The organism is Nostoc sp. EspVER01, from assembly GCF_034530635.1.
In the GTDB taxonomy this organism is placed as follows: Bacteria; Cyanobacteriota; Cyanobacteriia; order Cyanobacteriales; family Nostocaceae; genus Nostoc.
Genome location: NZ_JAVRCS010000059.1, coordinates 1 through 26,672 on the forward strand (window position 1 = coordinate 1; position 26,672 = coordinate 26,672).

Annotated in this window: 24 protein-coding genes and 1 pseudogene; 10 read left to right on the top strand and 15 right to left on the bottom strand. The window is 40.1% G+C overall.

The features are described from left to right. Positions 1–115: 115 nt before the first annotated feature. The 3 genes from RMX69_RS27905 to RMX69_RS27915 form a co-directional block, all read right to left on the bottom strand. Positions 116–1,204 (bottom strand): T3SS effector HopA1 family protein, encoded by a 1,089-nt coding sequence (locus tag RMX69_RS27905; protein WP_322639364.1) that lies wholly within the window; start codon positions 1,202–1,204, stop codon positions 116–118. 125 nt (positions 1,205–1,329) lie between these two features. After that, the gene (locus tag RMX69_RS27910; protein WP_322639365.1) at positions 1,330–2,571 is read right to left on the bottom strand and encodes an aminoglycoside phosphotransferase family protein; all 1,242 of its coding nucleotides are present in this window, start codon (positions 2,569–2,571) and stop codon (positions 1,330–1,332) included. A gap of 749 nt (positions 2,572–3,320) precedes the next feature. Continuing rightward, positions 3,321–3,641, bottom strand: a complete 321-nt coding sequence (locus RMX69_RS27915; protein ID WP_289799138.1) for a TMEM14 family protein — start codon at positions 3,639–3,641, stop codon at positions 3,321–3,323. A gap of 87 nt (positions 3,642–3,728) precedes the next feature. Here RMX69_RS27915 and RMX69_RS27920 point away from each other — a divergent pair, with 87 nt between their 5' ends. The 3 genes from RMX69_RS27920 (at position 3,729) to RMX69_RS27930 (ending at position 8,105) form a co-directional block, all read left to right on the top strand. Next, positions 3,729–5,078: an ATP-binding protein gene (locus RMX69_RS27920; protein ID WP_322639366.1), complete on the top strand. Its 1,350-nt coding sequence runs from the start codon at positions 3,729–3,731 to the stop codon at positions 5,076–5,078. A gap of 314 nt (positions 5,079–5,392) precedes the next feature. Then, a complete protein-coding gene (locus RMX69_RS27925; RefSeq protein ID WP_322639367.1) occupies positions 5,393–6,682 on the top strand; it encodes a tellurite resistance TerB C-terminal domain-containing protein in 1,290 nt (429 codons plus the stop codon). Between the two features lie 94 nt (positions 6,683–6,776). Continuing rightward, entirely contained in the window at positions 6,777–8,105 is a 1,329-nt protein-coding gene (locus tag RMX69_RS27930) for an ATP-binding protein (RefSeq protein WP_289799141.1), read from the top strand. A 51-nt stretch (positions 8,106–8,156) separates the two neighbouring features. Here RMX69_RS27930 and RMX69_RS27935 read toward each other — a convergent pair whose 3' ends face one another. The 4 genes from RMX69_RS27935 to RMX69_RS27950 form a co-directional block, all read right to left on the bottom strand. After that, on the bottom strand, positions 8,157–9,533 hold the full coding sequence (locus tag RMX69_RS27935) for a serine/threonine-protein kinase (protein ID WP_322639368.1): 1,377 nt from the start codon (positions 9,531–9,533) through the stop codon (positions 8,157–8,159). Positions 9,534–9,739: 206 nt separating this feature from the next. Next, entirely contained in the window at positions 9,740–10,222 is a 483-nt protein-coding gene (locus tag RMX69_RS27940) for a cupin domain-containing protein (RefSeq protein ID WP_289799143.1), read from the bottom strand. A gap of 104 nt (positions 10,223–10,326) precedes the next feature. Continuing rightward, positions 10,327–10,914 (bottom strand): Uma2 family endonuclease, encoded by a 588-nt coding sequence (locus RMX69_RS27945; RefSeq protein WP_289799144.1) that lies wholly within the window; start codon positions 10,912–10,914, stop codon positions 10,327–10,329. Between the two features lie 55 nt (positions 10,915–10,969). Then, positions 10,970–12,151 carry an AGE family epimerase/isomerase gene (locus RMX69_RS27950; RefSeq protein ID WP_322639369.1) on the bottom strand — a complete coding sequence of 394 codons (1,182 nt, stop codon included), beginning with the start codon at positions 12,149–12,151 and terminating at the stop codon, positions 10,970–10,972. A 199-nt stretch (positions 12,152–12,350) separates the two neighbouring features. On the opposite strand from RMX69_RS27950, the gene RMX69_RS27955 reads away from it, so the two are divergent. Then, positions 12,351–13,250: an aspartoacylase gene (locus RMX69_RS27955; protein WP_289799146.1), complete on the top strand. Its 900-nt coding sequence runs from the start codon at positions 12,351–12,353 to the stop codon at positions 13,248–13,250. A 52-nt stretch (positions 13,251–13,302) separates the two neighbouring features. Here the strand turns inward: RMX69_RS27955 and RMX69_RS27960 are convergent, their stop codons facing one another. The 5 genes from RMX69_RS27960 to pheT all read right to left on the bottom strand — a co-directional run bounded on the left by RMX69_RS27960 (position 13,303) and on the right by pheT (position 17,910). Beyond that, positions 13,303–13,662 (bottom strand): type II toxin-antitoxin system PemK/MazF family toxin, encoded by a 360-nt coding sequence (locus RMX69_RS27960; RefSeq protein WP_289799147.1) that lies wholly within the window; start codon positions 13,660–13,662, stop codon positions 13,303–13,305. Beyond that, the gene (locus RMX69_RS27965) at positions 13,649–13,879 is read right to left on the bottom strand and encodes a CopG family transcriptional regulator (protein ID WP_289799148.1); all 231 of its coding nucleotides are present in this window, start codon (positions 13,877–13,879) and stop codon (positions 13,649–13,651) included. Before RMX69_RS27965 ends, RMX69_RS27960 begins: the two co-directional genes overlap by 14 nt. A gap of 140 nt (positions 13,880–14,019) precedes the next feature. Further along, the gene (locus RMX69_RS27970; RefSeq protein ID WP_289800112.1) at positions 14,020–14,814 is read right to left on the bottom strand and encodes a Tab2/Atab2 family RNA-binding protein; all 795 of its coding nucleotides are present in this window, start codon (positions 14,812–14,814) and stop codon (positions 14,020–14,022) included. 261 nt (positions 14,815–15,075) lie between these two features. Beyond that, complete coding sequence (locus RMX69_RS27975) at positions 15,076–15,345, bottom strand: YciI family protein (protein WP_289799149.1); 270 nt, start codon at positions 15,343–15,345, stop codon at positions 15,076–15,078. Between the two features lie 114 nt (positions 15,346–15,459). Continuing rightward, positions 15,460–17,910 (bottom strand): phenylalanine--tRNA ligase subunit beta, encoded by a 2,451-nt coding sequence (gene pheT / locus RMX69_RS27980; protein WP_322639370.1) that lies wholly within the window; start codon positions 17,908–17,910, stop codon positions 15,460–15,462. Positions 17,911–18,177: 267 nt separating this feature from the next. Here pheT and RMX69_RS27985 point away from each other — a divergent pair, with 267 nt between their 5' ends. The 3 genes from RMX69_RS27985 (at position 18,178) to RMX69_RS27995 (ending at position 19,413) form a co-directional block, all read left to right on the top strand. Then, positions 18,178–18,354 (top strand): DUF6888 family protein, encoded by a 177-nt coding sequence (locus RMX69_RS27985; RefSeq protein ID WP_322639371.1) that lies wholly within the window; start codon positions 18,178–18,180, stop codon positions 18,352–18,354. Beyond that, positions 18,351–18,533, top strand: a complete 183-nt coding sequence (locus tag RMX69_RS27990) for a DUF6887 family protein (RefSeq protein WP_289799151.1) — start codon at positions 18,351–18,353, stop codon at positions 18,531–18,533. Before RMX69_RS27985 ends, RMX69_RS27990 begins: the two co-directional genes overlap by 4 nt. 403 nt (positions 18,534–18,936) lie before the next feature. Continuing rightward, positions 18,937–19,413: a hypothetical protein gene (locus tag RMX69_RS27995; protein ID WP_289799152.1), complete on the top strand. Its 477-nt coding sequence runs from the start codon at positions 18,937–18,939 to the stop codon at positions 19,411–19,413. Positions 19,414–19,640: 227 nt separating this feature from the next. On the opposite strand, the gene RMX69_RS28000 is transcribed toward RMX69_RS27995, so the two are convergent. The 3 genes and pseudogenes from RMX69_RS28000 to RMX69_RS28005 all read right to left on the bottom strand — a co-directional run bounded on the left by RMX69_RS28000 (position 19,641) and on the right by RMX69_RS28005 (position 21,892). Next, positions 19,641–20,138 carry a hypothetical protein gene (locus RMX69_RS28000; RefSeq protein ID WP_289799153.1) on the bottom strand — a complete coding sequence of 166 codons (498 nt, stop codon included), beginning with the start codon at positions 20,136–20,138 and terminating at the stop codon, positions 19,641–19,643. A 102-nt stretch (positions 20,139–20,240) separates the two neighbouring features. Continuing rightward, positions 20,241–20,360 (bottom strand): annotated as a pseudogene (locus RMX69_RS29535) (type II toxin-antitoxin system VapB family antitoxin); the annotation flags it as partial. Between the two features lie 146 nt (positions 20,361–20,506). Further along, on the bottom strand, positions 20,507–21,892 hold the full coding sequence (locus tag RMX69_RS28005; protein WP_289799155.1) for a response regulator: 1,386 nt from the start codon (positions 21,890–21,892) through the stop codon (positions 20,507–20,509). A gap of 747 nt (positions 21,893–22,639) precedes the next feature. On the opposite strand from RMX69_RS28005, the gene RMX69_RS28010 reads away from it, so the two are divergent. From RMX69_RS28010 to RMX69_RS28020, 3 genes are read left to right on the top strand one after another with little or no spacing between them, the layout of a single operon-like run. Then, positions 22,640–23,314, top strand: a complete 675-nt coding sequence (locus RMX69_RS28010) for a vWA domain-containing protein (RefSeq protein ID WP_094351580.1) — start codon at positions 22,640–22,642, stop codon at positions 23,312–23,314. 51 nt (positions 23,315–23,365) lie between these two features. Then, positions 23,366–24,148, top strand: coding sequence for a PP2C family serine/threonine-protein phosphatase (locus RMX69_RS28015; RefSeq protein ID WP_289799156.1), 783 nt, complete (start codon positions 23,366–23,368; stop codon positions 24,146–24,148). Between the two features lie 57 nt (positions 24,149–24,205). Next, positions 24,206–26,371, top strand: coding sequence for a tetratricopeptide repeat protein (locus RMX69_RS28020; RefSeq protein ID WP_289799157.1), 2,166 nt, complete (start codon positions 24,206–24,208; stop codon positions 26,369–26,371). Positions 26,372–26,672: the final 301 nt, after the last annotated feature.

A 26,672-nucleotide genomic window follows, 5' to 3' on the forward strand; every position in this document is an offset into this window, starting at 1 on the left:
TACTTCTCCCCGGCACTTGCGCAGGCTTTAAGAGGTGTGGTGAGAAATCCGGGATAAGAGGCAGAGGTGTGGAAGTGCTGCTCCCCTGCTCCTCTGCCTCTTTCCCCACTCCCCATCAATTTAACGGCTTATATATATCCTCAGAACTGGGATTGAGATAAGGACGCTGCAAATCTATTAGATGCCGCGCAAAATGTTGGTCAATAACCCTCATCCGTTCCTCCATCGCATTTTTACCTTTTTGCCAAGCTTCCAATAAAGCATTAGCAACGATTTGGCAACGGTTCATCCCAAAACTTTCTTGTGCCGCAAATTTTTGGGTTGGTTCTTCGGCTAAACCTAACCCTGGAGCTAAAAATTTGGTAAACAAAGGAATTTCGGGCTGGAAATGAAATTGATTTTGGATATAAACAGTCTGAAGGATTGCGCGGATTGCTGGATAGTCGGGGAGTTCAAAGTAAAGTAGCCCTGAATCATAGCGTCCGTATGCAGAGGGGTTGTGGAGAACCTGAAAGCTAAAGGGAATCGAGGCTGCATTTAGTTGCAGTGTCAAGCTTTCCATGAGAGCGATCGCACCAGATGCCGTAAAGTTAAAGTAGATTCGCCCTGCTCCTAAATCGGCGTCTGGATTGCTTTGCCGTTCCTGTCCAACATTGCTAACTGCTAAGTAACAGCCATTTTGCAGTCGATTTTTGGGCATCCAGATTGCTACCATATCACCAACTTTGGTAGATTTCTTACTGGATTCTAGATGGCAATCTGGCTCAACATAAAGTGTTAAACCGCCTTTAGTCACAGCCATAGTCCCATCAGGTTCTTTCCGCAACACCTGCCATCGAGGGTCAAAGTAACCTATGCCGTGATTACTGGCGTGCAGTTGCTCGTAAAAGTCCCAGTCAATCTCCAAAATAGAATTATCTGCTAAATTATGTTTTTGCGGTTGATTGGTATTATCAGTATTCACTGCCAAAGTACTTTGCAGTGAGCCATTGTAATAGATTCCATAGAGAAAATTTCGCAGCAGAAGAGTGAGATACTTTTGTTGTAAATCTACGGAATTTTGCTGAAATCTATCGGCTATTTTAGTTGGCAGAGCGAAGGGTTGATAATTGGGATGGTAAATACAAAAATTAGACTCAATCTGGATATTTTGAGCAATATCAAATAGAGAATTTAGCGATTGATTGATAGAGGAATTTAGCATTAATCCATTCAGAAATCAAACTTTAATAAAATAGAATTCAGGAGTCAGGTGGTCGCCGAGCGCAGTCGAGGTGAGTCAGAATTCAGAATTTTGTGTTCTGATTTAAATTGTTCTGCTACCTATTACTAACAACCACGTAGCCGAGTTTTCTCGTAATAAATCCGAAGTAACTGCTGCTCTTTCACAGGCTGAGGAAATTTATGAATCTTTGCCACAGGATTCAGGATTTCTGACTCTGATATCCCAAAAATGGTCAGTACAGCTTGCTCTGGCATTACAAGTAAACTTTTAGCTACTTGCAGCATACAGAGTTCAACATTATTAAAGTGTTTCCGGCACGTAATCATCTCCTGAATTTGATGAATTAGTGCCAGCCCCGCAAACTGGATAACACGCGAAATAAAGTCGCTGCGGTATTCCAAAATCATCGGGAAAGCATTTATATAAGCCCTAATTAAGGCAATAATTGAAGGCTGTAAAATCTCTAACGGTGTTAACGCCAAATTTAGAGATTCTTCTAACTCAATGGTGGGGTCTACTACCAGACTCTTGAGCCAAATTCCTAAATAGCTGGCCAGTAAAGTTCCTAAATCAAAGGCTGGGTCTCCCCAAGAACAAGCTTCCCAGTCAATTAGTCGTATAAGACAATTGTCTAATTGCTCCCATTTGGAATGAACCAAAATGTTATTCAATTTCAGGTCGTTGTGAGTTAAGCAGCAAGGATTCCAGCTATATGCCAAATCTGCGATCGCAGATTCCAAACTCTCGTATTGTTGATAGAGAACATAGAATTTTAGTGCATCCGTGGGAACAGTCCCAAAAATCTCCGGCCCAATCGACCCTACCCCTTGAGCTGGATTGTAAAACCCGTAGCGAAACTCTCCTTGGGGAGCAGTTGCCATAAAATCCCGATATTCTCGGCGGTTGTAGGTGGCGCGATGCAGTCCCGCCAAAGTTGTGCCGATGGCAGAAGCAATTTCTTGTGGAAAAATCTCATTGTTGTGGTACAATGTCGCAAGCTCTAGATATTCATTCAAGTAGCTACGGACAAGAATCGAATTTTCTTCGTCAAAATGCACTACCAATGGCGCGATGGCTGAAGTATTACCTAGAACTGGAAACTGTTGTAGCAATTGGTGAAACAGCCACTCCTGAAACAATTCATGAGGCGCGCCGTCATTGTTGTTAACGTTACGTTCTTGTTTTACGAGCAGTTGGCGATTATCTGTTAAAGTCACTAGTAAATTGAAATTGTTCTGACTACTTCCTGGCAACTCAGATTTGTCTGATGGGCCATCTTCTGAGCTACACAGACCCGCCTCTTGCAGATACTGGATAACGTTATGAGAAGACAGTGATAATACCATGTATTATTTCCTACTTCATTAAATTAATTAAACTTATCGTGTCAAATTTGCTTGGTCTTAAGAGTTTTTAGTAGATAGGAACTAATGCAAGAAGAGAGATGTGAATAACAATAAAGATTTCTACAATCTACTAATATCTCATATTTAGGAGTAAAACCTGCCAAAATGGCACCAATTCCTTTGCAATTCCTTTAAAATTGGCTCCCAGATACCCTGACATCTTTACACTTTATCAGCATAGTTACTTAGATACATCTAGAGTAAGTTTTGTGGTAAAGCCTTTTTTTGTGGACAAGAAGCATCCCCAGCAAAAAAAACTGATTGGTAGCAGATGTGTTTGATGTTCAGTAGTCATCCTCAAAGCAGCGAAGAATTTGAGTAATCCTTCGCGATACAAAGCATGACATTCAACACTATTACTTTTATTTATCATCACAAAGCCAAAAAAACCGGAGTTTTTTAGCAATTAGTAATTATTTTTTGATTTAATTTTCAGAATTGATGTCTGGAAAGCTTGTTATCACGTTATTTTCGTCACCTACAAATTGTAGATGACTATGGGCGATCGCAAACAAAGCCTACATGAGCGCATCTTATGTAATTGTACTTTTGTCAAGCTTGAAACAGGGCATTTTTCAAAGGCAAGGGTAACAAGTCACAGTAATATAAATGTACTAGCATCATTCAAAGCAGGGAAAGTCATGCCATACCAAAAACACAGGAGGGTGGTTATTGCTGAGAAACTAATGCTACCTTAAAGCCACAAATTGATTCACCATCACCGCCAATGCCAGCATACCCAAAATTGTCATTAATCCCGCAGGCATAAACTTGCGTGTTTTTGCCAGTCGAAATGCAAAGAAAACTACTAAAACAGCAGTAACTAACACTGCTAAAATCGCACCCCAGGTTTGTCCTTGGAGTTGAAAGTAAGCGGCAAGTATTAGTAATAAACCGCTAATGCTACCACTTATGAGTGAAACTCTACTTGTAGCTTGAATATAGCCAATAACGCCACCAACAATCGCTAATATGCCGTAGGCAAAAGCAGCAACTATACCTAAATTCATTGTTAAAACCTATGTAGACTTTGACTTTACTGCCAGGGTCAGCAGACAATTTACCATAGCTATTTAGCTATACCACACAGTTGATTGATGGATAATTTAGCGATACCAATGGCAAGTACCTCCTTATATACAAAGGTTCAATTTCTCCAGCGCCAAGCAGCCTCACTTTTACTGTACCAGTCTGTTCTGCAAGGCGAAGTGGGGATGGCATTTCTGGAACTGTTGCAAGCTATACGTTACACTGATGCCGATGCACGAGGCTGTCTCCAAGCCTACGGTAGTTACTTCCATGCTTTGGCTGCTAGAAATCAAAACTGGGAAGACTATTTAATTACTCAACTTCTTTTGTGTGAGAATCCCTTTACAAGGCTGGCGGGAGTGCGAGAATTTGAAGATTTGCCCTCAGCTTTAGTGACAGCAGTTCAGCATGATTTACAAATATTGCAAAGTCTCTATGAATGTAGCAGCGCTTCTTTGAGCGAGTGGGTACAAGACGTAGCTTATATGCCGATTTCACCAGTAGTGTGGTATAAAGAGCAAGAATTGCTAGGAGTAGAGACAAAATTCACTACATATCTACAAGAGTTAGATAATTGGGGTGATGCTGTAGAAGAGTTAGCAGCTTATTATCGGCAATGTGGCTCTGGTTTATTTGCAGAATATCGCGCTTTGCGATGGCAATCTGGGCAGTTTATCGGTATCCGGTATTCTGACCAAATTAAGCTGAGTGCCCTTGTCGGTTACGAATCTCAAAAAGATGCTTTGCTGAAAAATACAGAGTTTTTATTATCAGGAGAGATGGCACTGCATGTATTACTTTACGGTAGTCGCGGTTCTGGCAAATCTTCTTTAGTGAAATCTTTGTTGAATGAATATAGCTATCGCAGCCTCCGCTTATTGGAAGTTGCAAAATCTGATTTAAAAGACTTACCAGAAATCGTGGAACATTTACGAGGTGTGTCACAAAAATTTATTATCTTTGTCGATGACCTTTCATTTGAAGAAGATGATGATGCCTTTAAAGCTCTCAAGGTAGTTTTAGAAGGTAATTTAATTGCGCGGCCTCAAAATGTAGTTGTGTATGCTACTTCCAATCGCCGCCACTTGATTCGGGAGTTTTTTGTGGATAGACCGACTCCCAAGGATAACGAGGAAATCCATGCCTGGGATACGATGCAGGAGAAGCTTTCGTTTAGCGATCGCTTTGGTTTAACCTTAACTTTTGAACCAGCCAATCAGAAAACTTATTTAAAAATTGTACAACATCTAGTGGCACAAGCTGAAATTAATATTACCCAAGAAGATTTAGAATTTCAAGCATTACAATGGGCAACTCGTCATAATGGTCGTTCTGGACGTACAGCACGGCAGTTTGTTGATTTTTTAAAAGCAGATTTAACACTTTCTCATGCAAATAAAAACATATCCAACACTTAACATTAATATTGTTTCATTAATGATTGCGCTTTTTTGTAACTTACAGAACAATGTTATGCAACATTAACTAAAATTAGAGGTTTCATAAAAATTCTGATACCAAACTTGAGAAAAATATCTTGACTAACCAAACATAACAATGAATTAAAAACCACTTACATTAAGTATTTTATGTATATGTTTAATTACGAATTACGAACTTGTACTGAGCGACTTGTGCCGAGCGAAGCCGAGGTAAGCCGAAGTATTACGAATTATAAATTAGTATGAGAGTCACTTATTCAGATAATTTAACTACGCTAAAAACCAGCAATATGCAATCAGTAACGATCAGCAATCGATTTATACTAGTGATAGTTGCCTTTAGTGTGAGTTTTGGTCTTAGCCTTGTCCCAAGCTGGGATTTTAATAAAGCCTTTCTCACAGGTGTAATTACTGCCGTTACTATCCATACAACAGCATTATTCATAGACAAGCGGCGCAGAAATTATGAAATGTTTGTTTTAGGTTCTCTGCGCAAGCGAATTAAAGATATGGAGGAATTAAAGGCTCGTGTTGTCAGAGAAATCAATCAAATTGAAGAACATCATAATTTACTATATGCTGAATCACAACAGTTGCAAAATCAAGTCATAGAAAGCCGTAGCCAAAGAGATAGTTTACATCGAGAATTAAGAACATTTGCCGGACAAAAGAAGCAATTAGAAACAGAAGTTAGTAGCCTGCAAACTGAAATTAATAATTTGCAGAACAATCAAAATGAATTGAACAATGCTTTTTCTATCCTCACAGCAGAGAAGCGCCGTTTAGAGTCAAATTGTAATGTATCTCGTGCTGAAATCACCCAATTGCAAAGCCAAATTTCCGAGCTACAACACGAGAAACAAGAAGTTGAAAGTAATTTAACTCTTTTAGGCAGACTCAAACCCCAATTAGAAGAAAAATTATACGAACTGCGAATTACAATTCAAGAGCTAGAAGTTGAGACAACCCAAAACAATCAATTGCTTGTTGCAACGAAAACCGAAAGAGAAAATATCCAAGCTATTCTTAATTATTCACAAACTCAACTAGCAGAATACAAAGCCGAATTGCAGCAACTACAAGGACAAGTTTCATTATTGCAAGAAGAACGAGACTCATTACAAAATCAAGTATGGGAATTACTACAACAAGTAGAAACCTTGAATCCAGAGCCTTTATCTGATAATTCCCAAGAAGATGAGATTGAATTGTTCCCATTTTCGGAAATAATTGAATCTTCAAATGTAATTGAAAATTCGGAAGTTGAGACATCGGTAAATATCCCCGAAGAATGGACTAATTTTCTCGGAAATCTTCCAGCACATGAGTTACAAGTATTAAAAGCTATAGTTGAACAAGATAATCCTAATAGTGCTATTAAAAAAATTGCCGAAGCAAATATTACTATGCCAAATTTATTAATCGATTCTATAAATGAACGCGCAAATGATACTATTGGGGAATTAATAATTAATTCTGATTCTGAAAGTCCAAAAGTTTACCCTGAGCATATAACAGATGTCAAAAAAATGATTGCGATGTATGAAGACCTCATGACCAGACATACTTCGTCAAATTAAATTGTTATTGCCGTCGTAAGATTTAGTAGTAAGATCATATCCCTTCCCTACTTACTGCGTGCTTCTGCGTTTAGAATAAAGTGAAGTGTAATACATGGTAAAGCTCAAAATCTCGAAGAAAATATCCACTGCTTTAATCAATTCCCTTGGTGCGGGGGTAGTACCAAGAGTGGGAGTTGAATATATCGCAGTAGGTCGAGAAAAAGAACTAAAAAGCCTATTACAAAATCTCGATGATATTGCAGAAGGTGTCGCAGCATTTCGCTTCATAATTGGTAACTACGGTTCCGGTAAAAGTTTTTTATTACAACTAATTCGCAACCGCGCGATGGAGCAAGGTTTTGTAGTAGCTGATGCTGATTTATCCCCAGAACGCCGATTAGCTGGAAGTAACAATGAAGGTGTAGCGACTTATCGAGAATTAATGAGCCACCTAGCTACAAAAACTCGTCCTGATGGTGGTGCTTTAGTCTCAATTTTAGAAGGATGGATTAATAAAATTCAACAAGAAGTGGTTAAAGAAACTGAAATGCGTCCCAATGATGATGGTTTTGATGACCAAGTTGAATCAAAAATTAGGGAAGTAGTTCAATATATTGAAGACTTAGTTCACGGTTTCGATTTTGGTAGCGTGATTATTGCTTATTGGCGTGGCTACCGATTGGATGATGATAATTTAAAAAATGCGGCGATGCGCTGGTTGCGGGGAGAATTTACTACTAAAGTTGAGGCGAAAGCAGCTTTAGGAGTGCGCGTTATTATTGATGATGATAGTTGGTATGACTATATAAAACTGTTTGCTAAATTTGTCGCTGAAATTGGTTATAAAGGGCTGTTAATTTTAGTTGATGAAGCCGTACATTTATATCAAATATCTACTACAGTGACGCGGGAAAAAAATTATAATCGACTCCTGGCAATGTTTAACGATACTATGCAGTGCAAAGCTGAACATCTTGGTATTGTCGTTGGTGGAACAACTAAATTTTTAGAAGACCCTAAACGAGGACTTTTTGCAGACCAAGCTTGGCAAAGACGCACAAAAGAAAGTCGTTTTGTTGCCCAAGCTAATGTTCAGGAACATTTAGGGCCAGTGATTCGGCTAAATCCGTTGAGTGAAGCAGAAATATTGACGCTTTTGCAACGTTTAGCTGAGATTCATGCACTCAATTTTGGGTATGAACAGACTTTGACAAATCGTGAGTTGAAGGAGTTTGTGAAAGAAATTATTAATCGCTTGGGTGCAGAAGCATTACTGACACCAGGGGAAATTGTGCGAGATTTTATGAGTGTGCTGAATATTCTTCACCAAAATCCAGGAATTGCGTTTGCTGAATTAATTCATGGCTCTAAATTTAAACCTACTGCTATGGGTAAAGATGCAGATGTGGATGAGGATGGCGCAGCCGAATTTAGTTTGTGATTAATAATGAAGACACTGAACAATAAAAATAACCAGATTACTCTACAAAGTTTACTTTTTTGTAATTGGTAAGCCTAGCCAATCGCTGAGTTCATGAGCTAGCCAGTCAAGTTCCAAAAGAGTTACAGTAAAAATATCGAGTTCATTACTGGAAATTACATATTTTTTAATACCTGCCCATATTGTCAAACGATATCTATTGTACTCACTTTTGTTTATATCTAACCGTAAAATCTCTTGTCTAGAACTTGGAAGCGGATTGTGACCTTCAAGCTGAAATATTTTATAAATCAAATAAATCTGCTGTCTATTTATGTAAAGTCGCTTTCGCCCAAATACACATATACAAATCAGAATAAAAGCTACAGGGGAAATGAATAAAATACCTCTTAATAAACTACTCCTATAACCACTTAACAGCGGAATACTCATTATAAAAAGTATAAAAAAGTAGAGAATTATAAATGTAAGTGTTTGAATAGATAATAATCCTGCCCCTGGAATGATAATATCTATAAAATTAGCATTCTTATTCAACAAAATTTTACTACCATGAGGTTTTTTAGGAATTGAATTAATTGCCGTGCCCCTAAGCTGACTCTGATTATCCTCCAAGATTCGCATAGCATCTTCAGTGGAAGCCAAGCGTTTACTCATAATAGGTTCTGTCATCCGCCTTAACCAACCGCTAAAACCAAAACTAATATTAGCAGCTTGTTCAAATTCAATTTGTAGGTCTGTTTGTGGTAAATCGCCTGGATGCTGACCTGTTACTAAATAAATTAAAGTTGCTCCTAAACTGTAAAGGTCAGAAGCATAGGTAGCTCTACCATTAAATTGTTCTGGTGGCATATAGCCGTAACTTCCCACAACTGTCATAGTGCTGCTTGTTCTGGCGATGGTTTGCACTGAACCAAAATCTACTAAGTAGACTTCACCCACACTATTACCAGAGCGATTTGTTAATAAAATATTACTTGGTTTGATGTCACGATGAATTACGGGCGGTTGACGACCATGCAGATATTTGAGAATTTCTAGAATTGCTTTTGCTAGTTCTTTGACTTCTTCTTCACTAAAACTACGCCCTGCTTTGAGTTGCGCTTCTAGAGATTGGGCTGGGATATAACTTTGTACGAGTGCAAATCCTCTGCTGTTAGGTAAATCTAGCTCAAAGTAGTCAAGGTAACGGGGAATGGCTGGGTGAGAAAGTGCTTTGAGAGTTTCAGCTTCTCGCTCAAACAGTTTGAGGTCGTTCCATTCAAACTCATTACCAAAGGACAGTATTTTGACTACTACTAATTCTAGAGTTTGTAAGTCACGAGCTAGCAGCGTCCGTCGTCCGGCTTTTTTGCCTAATTCCTGTTGCACTTGATACCTTTCTAACAGGATTTCTTGATTAGAATCTGGCGATTCTCGACTTGTCATTTGCTCGTGACTCCAAAGCTTTGTTGCTTTTATAGCTTTGCTGTTTGTTACTGCCCCACTGTAAGATTACTTAAGTTAGCAACAAGCATTAGGGAAAGTATTTTTCTACAATTCGACTTACTATCTACTCAATACTGCTTAGATTTTGCCTAAAAATAAAAATGTATAGGAATAAAACTCAATCAAACCTGCAATTCTCATCGAATTCATCTGTTTTCAGTATTGGTTAAAATAGCTTTTGGTTGATTAGCATTAAATAGAGAAGCAGACAACAAAATAATCGGCTTGTTTGTTTGGTTTTCTGCATAATGAACCATTCCGGCAGATTCAACTAAAGAATCTCCCACTGTAAGCTGTATAGTTTTCCCTTTTTGAAGAATCAATTCTGTGCCGTTAGCTTTCGTTACTTTAGCTTCTCCTTCCACAACAGTATAAGTTAAACTTCCCGCCTCTACTCGTTCAATCTGCATTCCCGGATGAGTATGAGTAGGGAGTTTTGCTCTTGGTGCGATGGTATAGCGTACAAGCTCAAGAATCTGTTTTTGATCTTGAGTAGGATAACCACTCGCTAAAACTTCACGGGTAACAGATTGAGTGTAAGTATTGGGTGAGGAGATTTCTTGGCTCTTAACAACTACACTGCCAAAAGCTAGGATAGCTAAGGGAAGAATCAGAGACAGTTTTCTCATATTAAAAGTTTTTTGTTTAAGCAATACTTTTAATTACATCATTTTGTGTTTAGTTTGTCTAATAAGCATAAGTAGCTTAACTCACTTTAGAAAATGAGCGAAAATCATTCATTAGTACCCTCTACAAACAACCGATTAAAGTCTAATAATGCATCTTCAAATCCAGGAATCGCCACTGACTGGTTAGATAGAGAAATCTGTTTGCTGAGATAGCTAAACTTATTTTGAGCATTTTGATACGGTTGGCTATGACGCTCAAGTTGACTATCTGGCAAATTCACAATCCAGTAATCAGAAATTCCGGCTTCTGCATACAAAGACAGCTTGGTTGTTTGGTCATAATCTAGGGTTTTATCCGAAATTTCAATTACTAACAAAATATCTTCGGGATAAGGATGATGAGCGAGATAATCTTCATCTCTCCCTCGTGCAATGACAACATCCGGCTCAGGCTCACTCTGATTAGAAAGGGTTATGGGATCTTGTCCGCGGATGACTGCTCGATCGCCTAGAAGCCGATCCAATTGACGGCATAGGATAGAACTACAAACTGTATGAGGCGTTCCCTTTGCTGTCATTTGAATCAGTTCCCCTCGAATCAATTCAATACGATCGCTCTCTGTGAGAAATCCGAGTTCAATCAATTGATGGTATTCTGCGATCGTAAATCGCTTAGGTGTCACAGCATTCATGAGACATCTTTCCAATAGTACTTGTCACTAGCAGAGATTAAACTGACTGCGTTGTTTACCGCCCCAGGTTTTGCAATGCTTCAAATTGTTGCCAACAAAGGTACAATGCACGCGGTACGTGAAAACATCCTTTCCATTTGCCGCCTTTGAGGTTCAATAAGATTTCTCCACGCCGATTCAGATAGCCAAACCATTCACCATACTCGGAATCAGCAAAGTGTGACCAGGCGTAATCGTGCATCTTTTGATACCATTCCCAACACACCTCACGCCCTGTCAACCGATAACCCATCGTTAATGCAACCAATGACTCTAGGTGAACCCACCACAATTTTTGATCCCATTCCAGTTGTTGTGGGGGATGAGCATCTGCATCCATAAAGTAATACAATCCGCCGTACTCGCTATCCCAAGCAAAATTTAGGATATTTAGCACCACATCAACCGCTTGGTTAATAGTTTTGGTGTCGTTTTGGCGACGTGCAATGTCCATAATAAACCACATCGCTTCGATACCGTGACCTGGATTAATCAGCCTTCCCTCAAAACTATCGATGTGGGAACCGTCAGGGGCAACGTTTTCGTACATTAGTCCCCGTTCTTGGTCGAGAAAATCGGTCATCACTTCGTGGACTGTCTCAGCCAGGACATTCTCTAGTGTTTCTTTTGGTAGCAACCATTCCATTTCTAGAGTCAGGTTGGCTAAAATCATCGGTACAGCCAATGATTTCATCGGGCGTGTGCCGGGATAGGTTTTATTATATTTGCCCTTGGGGTTATCTTTGCGGCGTAATACGTTGTTATAAGCTTGCATCGCTACATCCTTTGCCCATTCTTCGCCGCCAGCGAGTGCATATTGACTAAATGCCATCGCTGCAAAGCAATCAGAAAAGATGTTGTAAGGGTGAACTAATGGTTTCCCTTCACGGGTGAGAGCAAAGTACCAGTTACCATCGCTATCTCTGCCATGTTGGGCGAGAAAATTAGCGCCATTGCTGGCAATTTTTAGCCAATTTTCCCGCTTTTCTAGCTGGTTGTAAAGCATCGAAAAAGTCCACACTTGGCGGTTTTGCAGCCAAATGAATTTGTCTGTATCATAAATTTTGCCTTCGCGATCGAGGCAGGTGAAATAGCCGCCTTGCTGCCAATCAAGAGAATATTTTTCCCAAAAGGGGAGTACGTCGTTGAGGAGGGCGTTTTTGTAAAGTTCAGCGTTCGCTTGAAAGTCCTTCTCCATAAATTTGCTTCTCTTTTTGTACTAAATCTAACAGCTTAACAGTTATCATATTTTGGCTCTAATATGGAGCGTAGGCGTAGCCCTTCGTAGACATTGTGTCAGGCTTTTACAAGATTTAGTCAACAGAAGTTATACTTCTATCTTGGATCTTGCACCATTCTCAATAACCGTAGGGTAGTTTTTTAGAGATGAGGTTGTTATGAGTCAGATTGAACGAGTTGCGATCGTTGGAGGAAACCACGGTAATGAGTTAACAGGAGTACATTTAGTCAAAAAGTTTCAGCAATATCCTAATTTAATTAACAGGGCAAGTTTTGAAACTCTGGCATTACTTGGCAATCTCAAAGCTATTGAAGAAGGCAAACGATACATTGAAAAAGATTTAAATCGTTGTTTCACTAATCAAGGTTTACAAAATCCCCAACTCTCAAGTTATGAAGATACGCGGGCAAAAGCAATTCAACAGATATTGCAACCGCAAAATCAGCCCTTTGTAGATGTAATTGTTGATTTGCACAGCACAACTGCCAATATGGGGTTAACTTTGATTTTTTGTGATATGCATCCTTTATTACTTCGATTAGGTGCTTATTTAAGTTCTATCAATCCTTTAGTAAAAGTCTGTATTAATCAGGAATCCAAAGAAAATGGTTTTCTCCGTTCTTTGTGTGAATTGGGTTTTGTTATAGAAGTTGGGGCTGTAGCTCAAAATGTTTTAAACGCCGAATTATTTCAAGAAACAGAACAGCTTATTTATGCAGTTTTAGATTATTTTGAAAGGTGCAATCAAGGGAATATTCCGCAGACAAGCAACCACCTTACACTTTATAAATACATTGGAACTGTCGATTATCCTAGAAGCGATGCCTACGGTGGGCTGCGCCTACGCGGGGAAATTCAAGCCATGATTCACCCCCAGCTTCAGTTTAGGGATTATGAACCTTTGCATCCAGGCGATCCAATGTTTCTGACTTTTGAAGGAAAAGATATTTTCTATGAAGGAGCGTCTACTGTTTATCCTATTTTTATTAATGAAGCAGCTTACTACGAGAAAGGAATTGCGATGTATTTAAGTCAAAAGCAGGAAGAAATAGTTTAATTTTTTCATCACCTTCGCCTCAGTTTTATCTCTATTTTTATTCCCTAAACTCCTAAACCACAAATCCCAGAACTACATTTAAAGCTGTATGAATAAGTTCCCAGTAGTCTGACTCTAGTACACCAACCAAACCCAAAATACGACTATGATCAACAGCACGAATTTGCCCAACATCAATAAAACGGTCTTGGTCTAGTCCATTATTTAGTGTTGCTTTTATATTGACAACATAGGGGGCTTGTTTACTTCCGGGGCGAAATGGTATGACGATTGTCAGTAATCCATACTGATTCATGATGTCATTTTGCACAATCAAACAAGCGCGGATTTTTTTTGCTTCAGCCCCCACTGTTGGATCGAGATTCACCCAACGTATTTCTCCTCGCCGATAAGTTAAATTACTCCCTGGCATTTATGCCATCTCCTGCAACGCCGTCCCAAGCAGCAATTTCAGCTTGATACTCTGCATCTTCAACATCCTGCTTTAGCGCTGTAATCATTTCTGCTGCTAAAATTCGGCGGCGGTGTTCTGCTAGCAGTGTATTGATGTATGCACTACGGTTCCCCTGTGCATACTGATCTACAAATTGCAGAATGTCTTCTTCTAAGGTAATTGTGACTTTGAGCATCTATAATTAATTTTTAGTATTACTATTTAGTATGACTTTATCATCATACTAAAATTTGCTAGACTTATACACCTTGCCCATAAGTAGAGCATTTATTTAGCTATAAAAATTAAGCAGACAAATATTTTTGGCAATTAATATCAATTTTCTGTCTGCAATAACCAAAAACCGCTATAAGTGATACCAGAATCATCGGGTTGAACTAATAAAAAATGCAATCCTCGGCAATGCTTTTTGCGTTGTTCAAATGCTTGGGCTGCTGTGGTAACTTCTGGATCTTCAAATGTGGCAACAATCCACCTATCTACCAAGCTAGCTTCTAATATTAAGCCATCTGGTGCGCCAGAAATGTAGTTCAAGCTGACGGCACGGGCTTGCTGCAACCACCTTGCTAGGCGCATTGATTGCCGTCCACCATAAATTACTACACCAGGAACGGGGACTGTTGATGCTAAACCTAAATTGATTGGTTTGAGATGTTCTGGGATGTGCAAAATGGGAATAGGGCGATCGCTAAATCTCGTTTCTACATCACTAGCAGCTAAACTTGCAAAACGCCATTGTTCTCCCCAAAGGTTTTCTGGTAATGGTGTTGGGGGTGGTTTATCCAGGGTTGAAGGATATTGCTTTTCTTGTAACCACTGCTTTAAGGCCAAGGTGTGGCGAGTAGGTTCGACATTAATACTTAAGTTGCGTCCAGCCGCTTCAATTAAACTTAGAGACTGAGGGCGAAATACCTGAATCACATCTGGCAATTTTTCACCAGCAGCTAGCTCAATTTGAGTCGCAACCCAATTAGAATTTGCTGCTGACTGGAGACAGGTGGCTTCATATTGAAAGCTGCGAGTTGCGTCACAAATCAACAACTCCCATAAAACTTGTCCAGATGCATCTTGTGAGGGACTACGATAAAAATCAACCTGCCAAATTTTCATAATTATGTGGGCATGGGGCATGGAGGGATGGGAGAGATCGGGGAGAGTTAAAACTGAAAGTTTTAAGTTCAGAGGCTCAACTTCCGAGTTCAAAGGCTCAACTTCCGAGTTCAAAGGCTCAACTTCCGAGTTCAAAGGCTCAACTTCCGAGTTCAGAGGCTCAACTTCCGAGTTCAAAGGTTCAACTTCCGAGTTCAAAGGTTCAACATTCAAGCTCATCTTCCCATGCCCAATACCCAATGCCCAATGCCCAACACCAATTTATAAAGCCTGAATCCATTCTTTGACAGAATATTCAGTCCAGATGCCATTTTTCCAGTAAGGATCGTTTTCAATTAACTGGCGCACAGTGGCTTCGTCTTCGGCTTCGTAAATCCCAAAAACTTTTGTAACATCTTTGGTGGGGCCGATGGTAATCAGCACACCGGATTCTTTCTGTTTTGCTAATCCGTCTAAATGAGCTTGACGATAGGGGGCGCGTTTTTCGATAACGTCTTCGCAGTAAGTTCCCCAGAGTACATATTTAGGCATGGTTAATCAATTAAAAATTTAAAATCTCAGTTTATAGGTTACAGGGTACAGGTTACAGGGAATAGTTTTTCTTTGCTGTACCCTGTCACCTATAACCTTTTCCCGTATTTACTCCTAACTTCTCAAGTTCACGCCGAATTTTTCCACTAAAGCTTCGCGGACTTTATTATGTACTGGTTCAACTTCAGCCTCAGTCAGAGTACGATCGCTAGCCCGATAAATTAAGCGGAATGCTAAACTCCGCTGTCCTTCGGGGACATTTTCACCCCGATATTCATCAAATAATTCTACCGATTCGAGCAAATCTTTACCAGCTTTGGTAATTACTTTTTCAATTTCGACAACTGAGATTTTCACTGGTGCGAAAAAGGCAATGTCGCGATCGCTAGCTGGATAGGTAGAATAGGGCTGGAATGTTGGAACGAGTACTTCGTCTTGCCCTACAGATTCTAAAAGCACATCTAGATCCAACTGGAAAACATAAACGGAATCTGGTAAACCTTTTTCTCGTCGCAGTTGGGGATGGAGTTGCCCAAAAATACCCAGTCTGTTACCCCGAATCCACAAAGAAGCGGTACGTCCTGGATGTAAGCGATCGTCGCGGCGATCGGGTTGAAATTCGATTTGCAAGCTAAGTTGCCGAAATACACTTTCTAAAATGCCTTTGGCTTCAAACCAGGTGATGGGTTCTTCGCGTCCACTTTTTGACCATTTACCAAGGGTGCGATCGCCTCCGATAATTCCCGCAAGCGCTTCTGTTTCTTGCAAACCGTCTTCTTCTTGCCAGAAAATTTGCCCGATTTCAAAACCGTTCAGCGCACCATTACCTTGCTCTAAATTGTATTGAAAGGCATCAATTAACCCAGAGATCAAATCGGTTCGCAGCGCTGAATATTCGACAAATAAGGGGTTTGACAGGACTATATTTCTGTCTTCTCCTGGTTTGACTAAAGAATAATGGATTAATTCTGTCAACCCTTCAGCCCGCAAGAAAGCTCGTAATTTGCGAATTAGTTCTTGATCTAAAGGTAGATAACCAGCTTCCGCTTTTTCTGGTAAAGTATCGCAGAATTTGTTGTAACCATAGAGACGGGCGATTTCTTCAATTAAATCAATTTCTCGCTCTAAGTCGCGGTAACGATAAGGTGGGACGGATACTGACCACGTAGGTTGATGGCTGTTATCTTCTCCTGAAGAAGTTAACTGACACCCCAATGCAGTCAGGATGCGCTCAACATCTTGTTTTTGTAGTTCGCCTGTGTCCTCTTCTAAATCGATGGGCCCTAATATCTGATTAACCCGGTCTAAACGCAGGGCGATAGAACGACTCCAGGTAGACGGATCGGGGCGGGTGTCGGCAATTTCTTGCTGGACAATAATTCCACTAGCTAATTCGCTAATTAAGGATAAGGCGCGGCGATTAGCTATTTCCAACTCAGCGCGGTTAACTCCCCGTTCGTATCTGCCAGAAGCCTCACTTCTTAACCCAACACTGCGCGAAGAACGGCGAATTGCCACGGAATCAAATAAAGCTGCTTCTAAAACTAGGCTTTGAGTCCCTTCATGGACTTCTGTTTCTTCCCCACCCATGACTCCCGCCAGTGCAACGGGTCTGTCGTTAGCGGTAATTAACAAATTTTGGGTTGATAAAGTGCGAGTTTGTCCATCCAGGGTTTTGAGGAATTCTCCATTATTGGCGAAGCGAACGCCGATGGTTAAATTTTCGCTACCTGCAACAGATTTTAGGCGATCGCCATCAAAGGCGTGCAGTGGTTGTCCCCATTCCAACAAAACGTAGTTAGTAATGTCCACAACATTGCTAATGGGACGTACCCCAGCCGCCCGTAAACGCTGTTGCAACCATTCGGGAGATGGAGCAATTTTTACCTGTTCAATTACCGTACCGATGTATGCAGGACAAGCTTGGGTATCGGCAATTTTTAAAGCTAAATTCCCAGAATTTTTGGGAATAGAGACTTCACCAGGCTCAGGAATGCTTAACTTTCCACCAGTTAAAGCTGCTACTTCTCTGGCTACGCCTACCATACTCAGAGCATCAGCGCGATTGGCAGTTGCGGTGAGGTCTAAAATTACATCATCTAGACCCAACAATGGCCGCACATCACTACCCAATGGTAAATTTTCCTGGATAAAAATATGAATTCCATCGACATCGGTGGGCAAACCGAGTTCCTTTAAAGAACAAATCATGCCCTGAGATGGGACACCACGTAGTTTTGCAGGTTTAATTTTTAAATCGATGTTGGGTAAGTAAGTACCCGTAGTTGCCACAGGTACATAGATATCTGCCTTCACATTGGCAGCGCCACAGACAATATTTAAAGTTTCACCTGTACCGATATCGACTTGGCAAACACTCAATTTATCGGCGTTGGGATGGGGTTGACGCTCAAGCACTTTGCCGATAACCACGCCATTTGCCCAAGTGCGGCGGTCTTCAATCTCTTCAACCTCAAACCCCGCCATTGTCAGGGTTTCGGCTAATTCTTCTGGACTAAGTTTTATCTCTACTAGTTCGCGCAGCCAATTTAGAGAAATACGCATGGAGTGTGCTTGTTTTAGGAATCGTCTTTTGCTCTTATTTTAGGGTGCAAGAAGCGCTCGATGGCTACTCGTCTCGCAAGGCGTACCCTTTCACTTGAACAATCCTACTACGTTAGACTGACAGAACAATCTCTGATGCTAATCTTTTCTTGGCGTGTTGGCTTCTGTCAATATGGGAGATATGTTTGAGATTCGCTATGTACCCAGCGAGCGGCTTTGAAATATCAACCAACACTAGGTAGAGATTCAGTAGCTTATATATTACAAATGGAACCCACGATTGAACAGTTAAAGGCTTTCTACGATTTATGTGTGCGAGTAAGTAATCTACTACAAACAATTGAGCTAACCAGGTACGACATGCGATCGCAAAGAATAGTAGTGCTAATAGGTCAAACTATTCAAGTAGAAATTTTGAGTAACGGAGAGGAAATTATCCAATGAGTAATTTAGATTATCAGCAATTAACTGAAGCAGAATTACGGGAATATGTAAAGCATCATCCCCAAGATGAAGAAGCTTTTCAACACTATCTCAGACTTGTTAGAGCTAAGCCAAATAGGGTTGTGGTTAGCACGGGTGAACAGTTGGAGGCTGAGTTAAGAAAAAGACTCGCATTATGAGTAAAACCCTTTATTCACTACAGACACAATTTTACAGAGAATCAATAGCTAAAAAGCTTGTATACCAATAGTTTTAGACTTACTTTGCCTAAGTGACAGTTTCGCGCTTATCCACCCAAAATTAGTAGTCCCCAATACTTGACTAATTAAATACTTTATCTGAGTATATATAGTAACTAGCAAACAACCAGCGAACAGCGTGACCTAACTTTTAGTTTGAAGCGTTTATGTTTGCAGTTAAACCACATCTATTTTGAGAAATATAGTTTTTCAAAGTAGTGGGAGCATCTTGCTCCCATATTGTAGCGGGCAAGATGCCCGCACTCCAGATTTCAAAAGGACGAGGTTAAATACAACTTTTAGAGAGGTTTAATCTATTATGATGAATCTGAAGAAATTATGTGTGTCTACCGTTTTGGCGAGTACTGCTGTAACTCTGACGACCTTTAAAATTAATTCTGCTCAAGCTGTTGAGTTTTCAAACAACTCATTTCAACAATTCAATCAAATAGCAACTATTACTGGAAGAGATGATTTTAATGATGATTTAAAAAACTTTGAACAAGAAAAAATGGTAGAGTTATATCAAAAAGATAACTACCTGATTGCTCAGGCATTGCCTATAACTCCCAGAACTTTCTATTTAACTACTGCAACAAACGGGGATGGTTTCTTTTCTGTAGGACATGGTTTGGGGAACTCTTTCATTTACGGAATCCAAGTAGCCATACAACATGTTAATGGAAATTGGCACACTCTAGAATTCAGTAATTCCGTTGACAATCGGTTTTGGTGGAATAATACAGATGTACAGGGAATAATAAATTCAGGTGCTTTTCAGTTTCGTCCTGTAAGAATTATCCTTTTTGTATATCCTTAGAAATGCCGTAGAGCTATATACAAGATAACGATATAACATGGGCTTGTTTTTTCTCTGCTCTCAACAAGCCTAGTTTTTTGCTGTGAGCAATTGATTTAGGACTCCTATATCATGCTGGTAATGAGTAGGGCATAAATAGAAATGTCATCAAAACCCCAAATTAATTAGAAATTATTATTCTCCTTAATTTTTAATTTTTAATTAAAAAAAGGTCAAAGGTTAGTCATCTAATTTCTACTAACAACAATTTTAGCGATGTAGTCTTTGAGGGCGATCGCCTTTTTGCTATTTGGGTACGGGGAAACTTCTATCAATCTCACCGAATATTTATCTAAAAATTGAATTGGTAAAGCATCACGACCTGGTATCAGGGTTAGCATTAATGTTGAAACTTGCTGACCATTTTTTATTATGTCTAATCCAATAATGACTTGCCCTTGCCAAATACAAGTTACATCAGAAGGACACCGAGAATCCTGGATAACTTTTGAAAATTTGATTTCAATATTTTCAGTGGGTAGGTAAGCTGTCCTTCCATATCTAAGATAAAATGGAGTATTTAAAGTACTTCCAACTCTAGCCATCAATTGTTGATGATTACCTTGAGCAATTGATTTAACTTCTATACTTGAAGGCTTGATATTTGATAAGAGTCCATATGTAGGAAAACAATTTGCTCCACCAATCAATGTTAATATAACTGCTGCGTTTACTACACTTTTCATTTTTTATACTCCATAGTCAGGAATTTTATTATGAGTTGAGCCAGAAAGTAGACTTATAAATTGTTCTGTTTTCTGCTAGAGTCAAGTTTTTGCGTCTGAGAGCTAAAGACCAGATCGACTCCGGCGCTGTTGACTGTAGTCATAATCATCCTCGTATTCAATCGTACCAAATAGCTCCAGAATTTTCAGTTGTTTTCGACGCTGTACATACTCTCGTAATGCCTCTTCTACAACGGCATCCTTTGTTGGATGGCCACCAAGTTCGAGTAGCTCTCCTTAATTAAGTTTTCGTCAATTTCGAGATTAGTAATCATGTGTAGATTATCGCACAAAGTAATGTGCAGTAAAAACTCATTGGAGTAGTTAATTTAAGTCAAATGCATAAAGACTATTTTCAGTAATTCGGCGCGAGTAAACGGTTTCGTCAGATATCCAGAAGCCCCAACTAATTTCGCTTTTACTTTGTCTACAATTCCTTTATTCCCAGTGACAAAGATAATCGGAGTGTTTTGAAATAGGGAATTATTTCGTATAATACGGCACAACTCATAGCCATCAATTCCTAGCATGTTTAAATCCAACAAAATTAAATCCGGTTTGTGCCTTATAATTGACAAAACGGCTTTCACTGGATCGTTAATAGTCACTACAGAAAAATTTTCATTTTCTAAGAAATAACTAATTTCTTTAAGAATTGTCGGGCTATCATCTACAGAAACGATCTTGTGGACTTTTTTTACTGTTACCGTAGCAGCCGTTACTCTTTGGGAAGCAGAATTTATGTTATTTGATATTGTTGGTTCCTGAAAGTTTTCTTTGGAAGGAGTAGAAATCTGTGGTAATCGCTGAACAGGAACTATTTTCTCTTCAGGAATATTTGGGTAAGAATTGACAGTGCTACTTAGTTCTTGTTTGGTGTCAACTAACCCTGAAATCAATTTTGAGAAAAGCGATTGCTCCTCAAAAATCTTTGGTAACTTATCAAATGGTGGATCGGGTTCATGAAGGATAATCGCACCCTTAAGGATGTAAGGGTATAAATTGCGAGCTAGTTGAATTTCATCTTGATTCAAAATTACAGCCAGATGGCACAGGCTAAAACCCTTCATCCAGTTAATTAAATCTGGCTGGAGATTTGGTAAATCTTGGTTATCAAACTTGCTGCTAATCAACAGATATGGACGTTGATATGGAGAAGAAATTTTAGGTACAAAAGCCTGCCAATTCTGTAATCTTACTTGGCAATATTCTAGAATTTTTTCTATACCTAGCCTGCAAATTTTTGGCATTCTATCAAGTGGTTCTGTTAATTCATAAGTACCTTCTTTGATGAGCAGAAATGATTCAATTACCTCTTTAACTAATTCTTGAACCAGCACTGCTGCTTGTGTAGAATGTAGATGTTGTTGACTAACAAGCCAGGATATAGCCTGATACTCAGGAGGGTTGCTTCTGGAATTAGTGTCATCTTTGATTAACTGACTGTGTAAGTCAGCTTCAAACATCAGCCGTACTTGAGAGCGAACCTCATTAGTAAGGAGTGGGATTTGCTGGCTGAGGCGTCGCAAATGGCGTTCTAGTCGATCGAAGGGTTCCACGGAATGGGTAGCGTAAGTTATTTTGCCCTGTTCTAAGTAAATCGACCAAGAAACTGAGTTACTCAATACTTGTAAACAAGTACTGTCGGAACAATTGGATAATTGTCTTAACAAACTTAGAGGACGTAGTTTTGTGAATGTACCTGAGTTATTCATATTTTTCAAGTTTTTTGCGGAATCAACAACCGAACATTTGTAGATTGAAAATATGAGCTATAAAGTATTCTCTTCTTTGTAATATTTTTCTAACCACCAATTATTTATTTGAAAATATGTACATATATTAAAAATTGTAATATCTCCAAGTCCTTTGTTACATTTAGCACATTTTACTTAACTTATCTCAAAAAGCAAGTAGGGATGAATAAAGGTAAGCATCTATCATAGCTAGATTATCAGTAGATGTTGGTTAATTCTGGATTTTACTAACTACTGACAACTCTTGAGTGAAGACCTTAATAATGACGTTTATTTATGCCCACTCCCTTCAAGATGCAAATTTGATTCCAAGTTCGCGTAGTTACACTGGTATACTTCTAGAGTTAACGAGCTTAATTATGGTTAATTACTTTTCCTTAAAGAAGCGATTATTCTACATAAAATCTTTAAAAACTTATCTAGGAAAGTTTACGTATGTATTGTACTGTAGGTTTAATGGATATAACTTTTTGGTAGATACATTACAACAGATAATGCTGGGTTTTGATAAACTCTTTTTTGCTAAACTAAGCTTTGCTCAAGTTCATCTTAAATATATAGAGAACTTCATGAAAATAATTTGTTTAATAAAGATTAGAGCATCTACCAATAGATACTATATTCTGTAGTCGCCTCGGCGATTTAAACTATATACTCTGAGCAAAGGGAAATAAAGCTTTGGACTTTAACATAACACAAAAAGTTATGCATGATACATTAAGACTTGATGAAGTAGTAGAATTTGCTGAGAACCCAGAACCCCGTTGTCCTTGTGTACTTTTATTAGACACATCTGGGTCGATGCAAGGAGAGGCGATTGAGGCTTTAAATCAGGGTTTACTGAGTTTGAAGGATGAATTAGTCAAAAATTCCTTAGCCGCTAGACGGGTGGAAGTGGCGATCGTCACTTTTGATAGTAATATCAATGTAGTACAAGACTTTGTGACTGCCGATCAATTCAATCCACCTATTTTGACAGCACAGGGCTTGACAACAATGGGTGCGGGAATTCATAAAGCTTTGGACATAATTCAAGAGCGGAAATCTCAGTATCGTGCCAACGGGATTGCTTACTATCGTCCTTGGGTATTTATGATTACCGATGGAGAACCCCAAGGTGAGTTAGAGCAAGTGGTAGAGCAAGCATCCCAGCGCCTACAGGGAGACGAGGCGAACAAGCGGGTAGCATTCTTTACAGTTGGAGTAGAAAATGCGAATATGACACGTTTAAATCAAATAACTGTGCGTACTCCCTTAAAGCTTAAAGGATTAAATTTTATCGAGATGTTTGTCTGGCTGTCAACTAGTATGTCGGCTGTTTCTCATTCACAAGTAGACGAACAGGTAGCACTACCGCCCATTGGTTGGGGAACTGTTTAATGAAAAATCGCAGCTTGATGTTTACACAGCTAGCTGCTTGAAAAAAAATTTATGAACATATCAAAACAGATTGCTCAATGGCGGATTGTGGCTGCTTCTGTATGTGGTACAAGTCACTTAAAAAACAATCAATTATGTCAGGATGCTCATCACTGGCAGATATTGTCAGATAATGTTTTAGTGGCGGCCGCAGCAGATGGTGCTGGTTCTGCTAGCCTTGGGAAAGTGGGAGCGATGGTTGCTGTGGAGACAGCAATCGAAAACATTTCTGCCAAGGGGCTGACTCGCAAAAGTTTGACTGATGATACGTTGGTGCGATCGCTCTTAAATGATGCCATATTCGCCGCCAAAAAAGCTGTGGAAGATGAGGCGGCTACTTGTGACAAACAGCCTCAAGATTTAGCAACTACCTTAATTATGCTGGTTGCCACACCAGAAGTTGTAGCTGTAGTTCAGATAGGTGATGGTTTGGCAGTGGCAAAAGATCGTCTGGGCAACCTGTTGGCACTGACTATGCCTGACAGTGGTGAATACATCAACGAAACCACTTTTTTGACTTCGCCTAATGCCTTAGATACAGCACAAATGAGATTATGGCGCACAGACATAGTAAACGTTGGTATCATCACCGACGGATTACAAATGCTGGCTTTGAATATGGTTGTTGGCGAACCTCACAAACCATTCTTTTTTCCGCTGTTTGAATTTGTCGCCAATACCGAGGATAAGACAGAAGCGAAGGAGCAATTGGTAAAATTTTTACGCTCAGAGCGGATTACGCAACGCACTGATGATGATTTGACACTCATTATAGCTGCATTCAACGACTCATGAGCAATAAATCTACAGGTTTCACATCTTACAATAACTTCCGTTAGCGGTAATTTCATTATGCAGGTACTACGTTGTTCCCCCAGAAAAGAAATCCTCAGCCTCAATGTCAGTTTGGGGCGTGGGGGTGAAGCTTGTGTTTATGCAGTGCCATCCGATAACGACTTGGTGGCGAAGATTTATCACAAGCCAACCACTGCCCATGCTGATAAACTCCAGGCGATGCTTGCCAACCCGCCAGAAAACCCGACGGCGAGTTTAGGGCATATCTCTATCGCTTGGCCAGAGGATTTATTACGGGCAGCAGATGGCAAAAATAGCATCCTGGGCTTTTTGATGCCACGTATTCAGGGGATGCGTCCAATCATCGACTTTTACAACCCCAGAACCCGTCGGCAACACTGCCCCCTATTCAACTATCAGTACCTGCTCCGCACGGCTCGTAACCTGGCGGCAGCTTTTGCCGCTTTGCACGCTAGTGGATATTGCATTGGTGATGTGAATGAGTCTAATATCCTCGTCAGTGATACAGCACTGGTGACTTTGATAGACACAGACTCTTTCCAAGTAACCGACCCAAACAGCAATGTTGTTTATCGCTGCCCAGTGGGTAAACCAGAGTTTACTCCACCAGAACTACAGAATAAAACTTTTGCCCAGCACGATCGCGAAATTTCTCACGATTTATTTGGGTTATCGGTGCTAGTATTTCAACTCTTAATGGAAGGCACCCACCCATTTTCGGGGATTTTTCAAGGTGCGATTGAGCCACCACCTTACGAAGCACGCATTGCATCGGGTCATTTCACTTACAGCGAAAAGCGTTACGTACCCTACCTGCCAACACCCATTGCCCCCCCTTGGGAAATTCTCCATCCCAGCTTACAAGAACTATTTGTTCGTTGTTTTGAAGATGGTCACAACAACCCACTGCTGCGCCCCAGTGCCCAAACTTGGCTCTCAGCCATCGCTGAAGCCGAAGATTCCCTAATTACCTGTACGACAAATCCCCAACATCGCTACAACAACCACATGCGTAGCTGTCCGTGGTGCGAACGTACCGTGCGATTAGGTGGACGCGACCCCTTCCCATCACATCGGGCTATAGAAGCTAGAGAACATCTCCAACCGCGAATCAAAGCGAGAAAGCGCTACAATCAGACACCGCATTTTCCCCAGCGCGCCATGTCACCGCAGGTAGCTAATTACTGGCAGCCAATAATGACTCCCAGCGGTTCATATAAACCTGCCAAAAAGTCAAAGTTGTACCCGGTTATTTGTTGTTTGCTGGGTTTTGGTTTATTGGGATATGCAGACGTAATGATTAAATTTACTCAGCCGTTGGTTTCCCAAAATGCTTACACCCAACAAACAATCAAATCTTCCCAGCCAAATAACAAACTCAGCTTCGCTGATTCCTATCAGCAAGGTTATATTGCTTACAAAGAGCGAGACTATGACAAAGCAATTGTCTACTTTAGTCAAGCAATTGAACAAGAACCGACACATGCTAGAGCAATTGTAAATCGGGGCAATGCCCGCTATAACTTGAAAGACTACGAAGGAGCAGTTACAGATTATAGCCAAGCTCTGAAAATCAATCCCAATCAAACTAAAGCTCTGGTAAATCGGGGCAATGCCCGCTATATGCTCGCTGAATATAGTAACGATCCTGATAAAGAATATAATCTAGCGATCGCAGACTATAATCGAGCCATTGGTCTGGATAATAATGAAATTGAAGCTTATGTCAGACGGGGGATTGTCCGCGCCCAAATGGCTAAATACAGCGGTGAATCTCAACAAGCTTACAAAAAAGCGATCGCAGATTTTACTCAAGCCATACAACTTAATGTCTCCAAAGCCGAAGCTTACTTCCAGCGGGGTGTTGTCTATTACCAAATTGCTCAATATAGCAGCAATTATCAGCAAGAATATAATCAAGCGATCGCTGACTTTAACCATGCATTAACTATTAGCCCCAAACTAGCAAAAGCATATCTCAAACGAGGTATGGTTCGCTATGAACTGGCACAGTATGGCGGTAGTGAAGCTAACAAAAACCAGACAAAAGCTGTCGAAGATATACAGGCATCTGCCAAAATCTTTCTTGAGCAAGGTGACATGGATAATTATCAACAAGCACTCAGTAATATGTGTGTAGTCATCGAAAACAAATGTGACCCTTTATTCCAAGGCTCAAGTAATGTGGAAAAAACTAACTAGAAACAAGTAAGTTTTGTTACTAGCATATTGTTGGTTTTGATTGAACAAATCAAGCCTAACTAGGGTTAGCTGGCGCTAATCCTAGTTATTTTATTGGTGATATTTTTATTTTATTGATATCATGTCCGCATAATTAGTTATGCTAACCACAGTCATTGCACCCCACACGCCAGATGCTCCACTTGGGGAGACCCCATCGCCCTTGGCGTCTCCCCTTGGGAGAAGACCGCACTGGCTCCCCTTAATCCCCTCCCCGCTCTTCGGGCTACGGTGTACACACAAGTCGAAAAATCCTCTACAG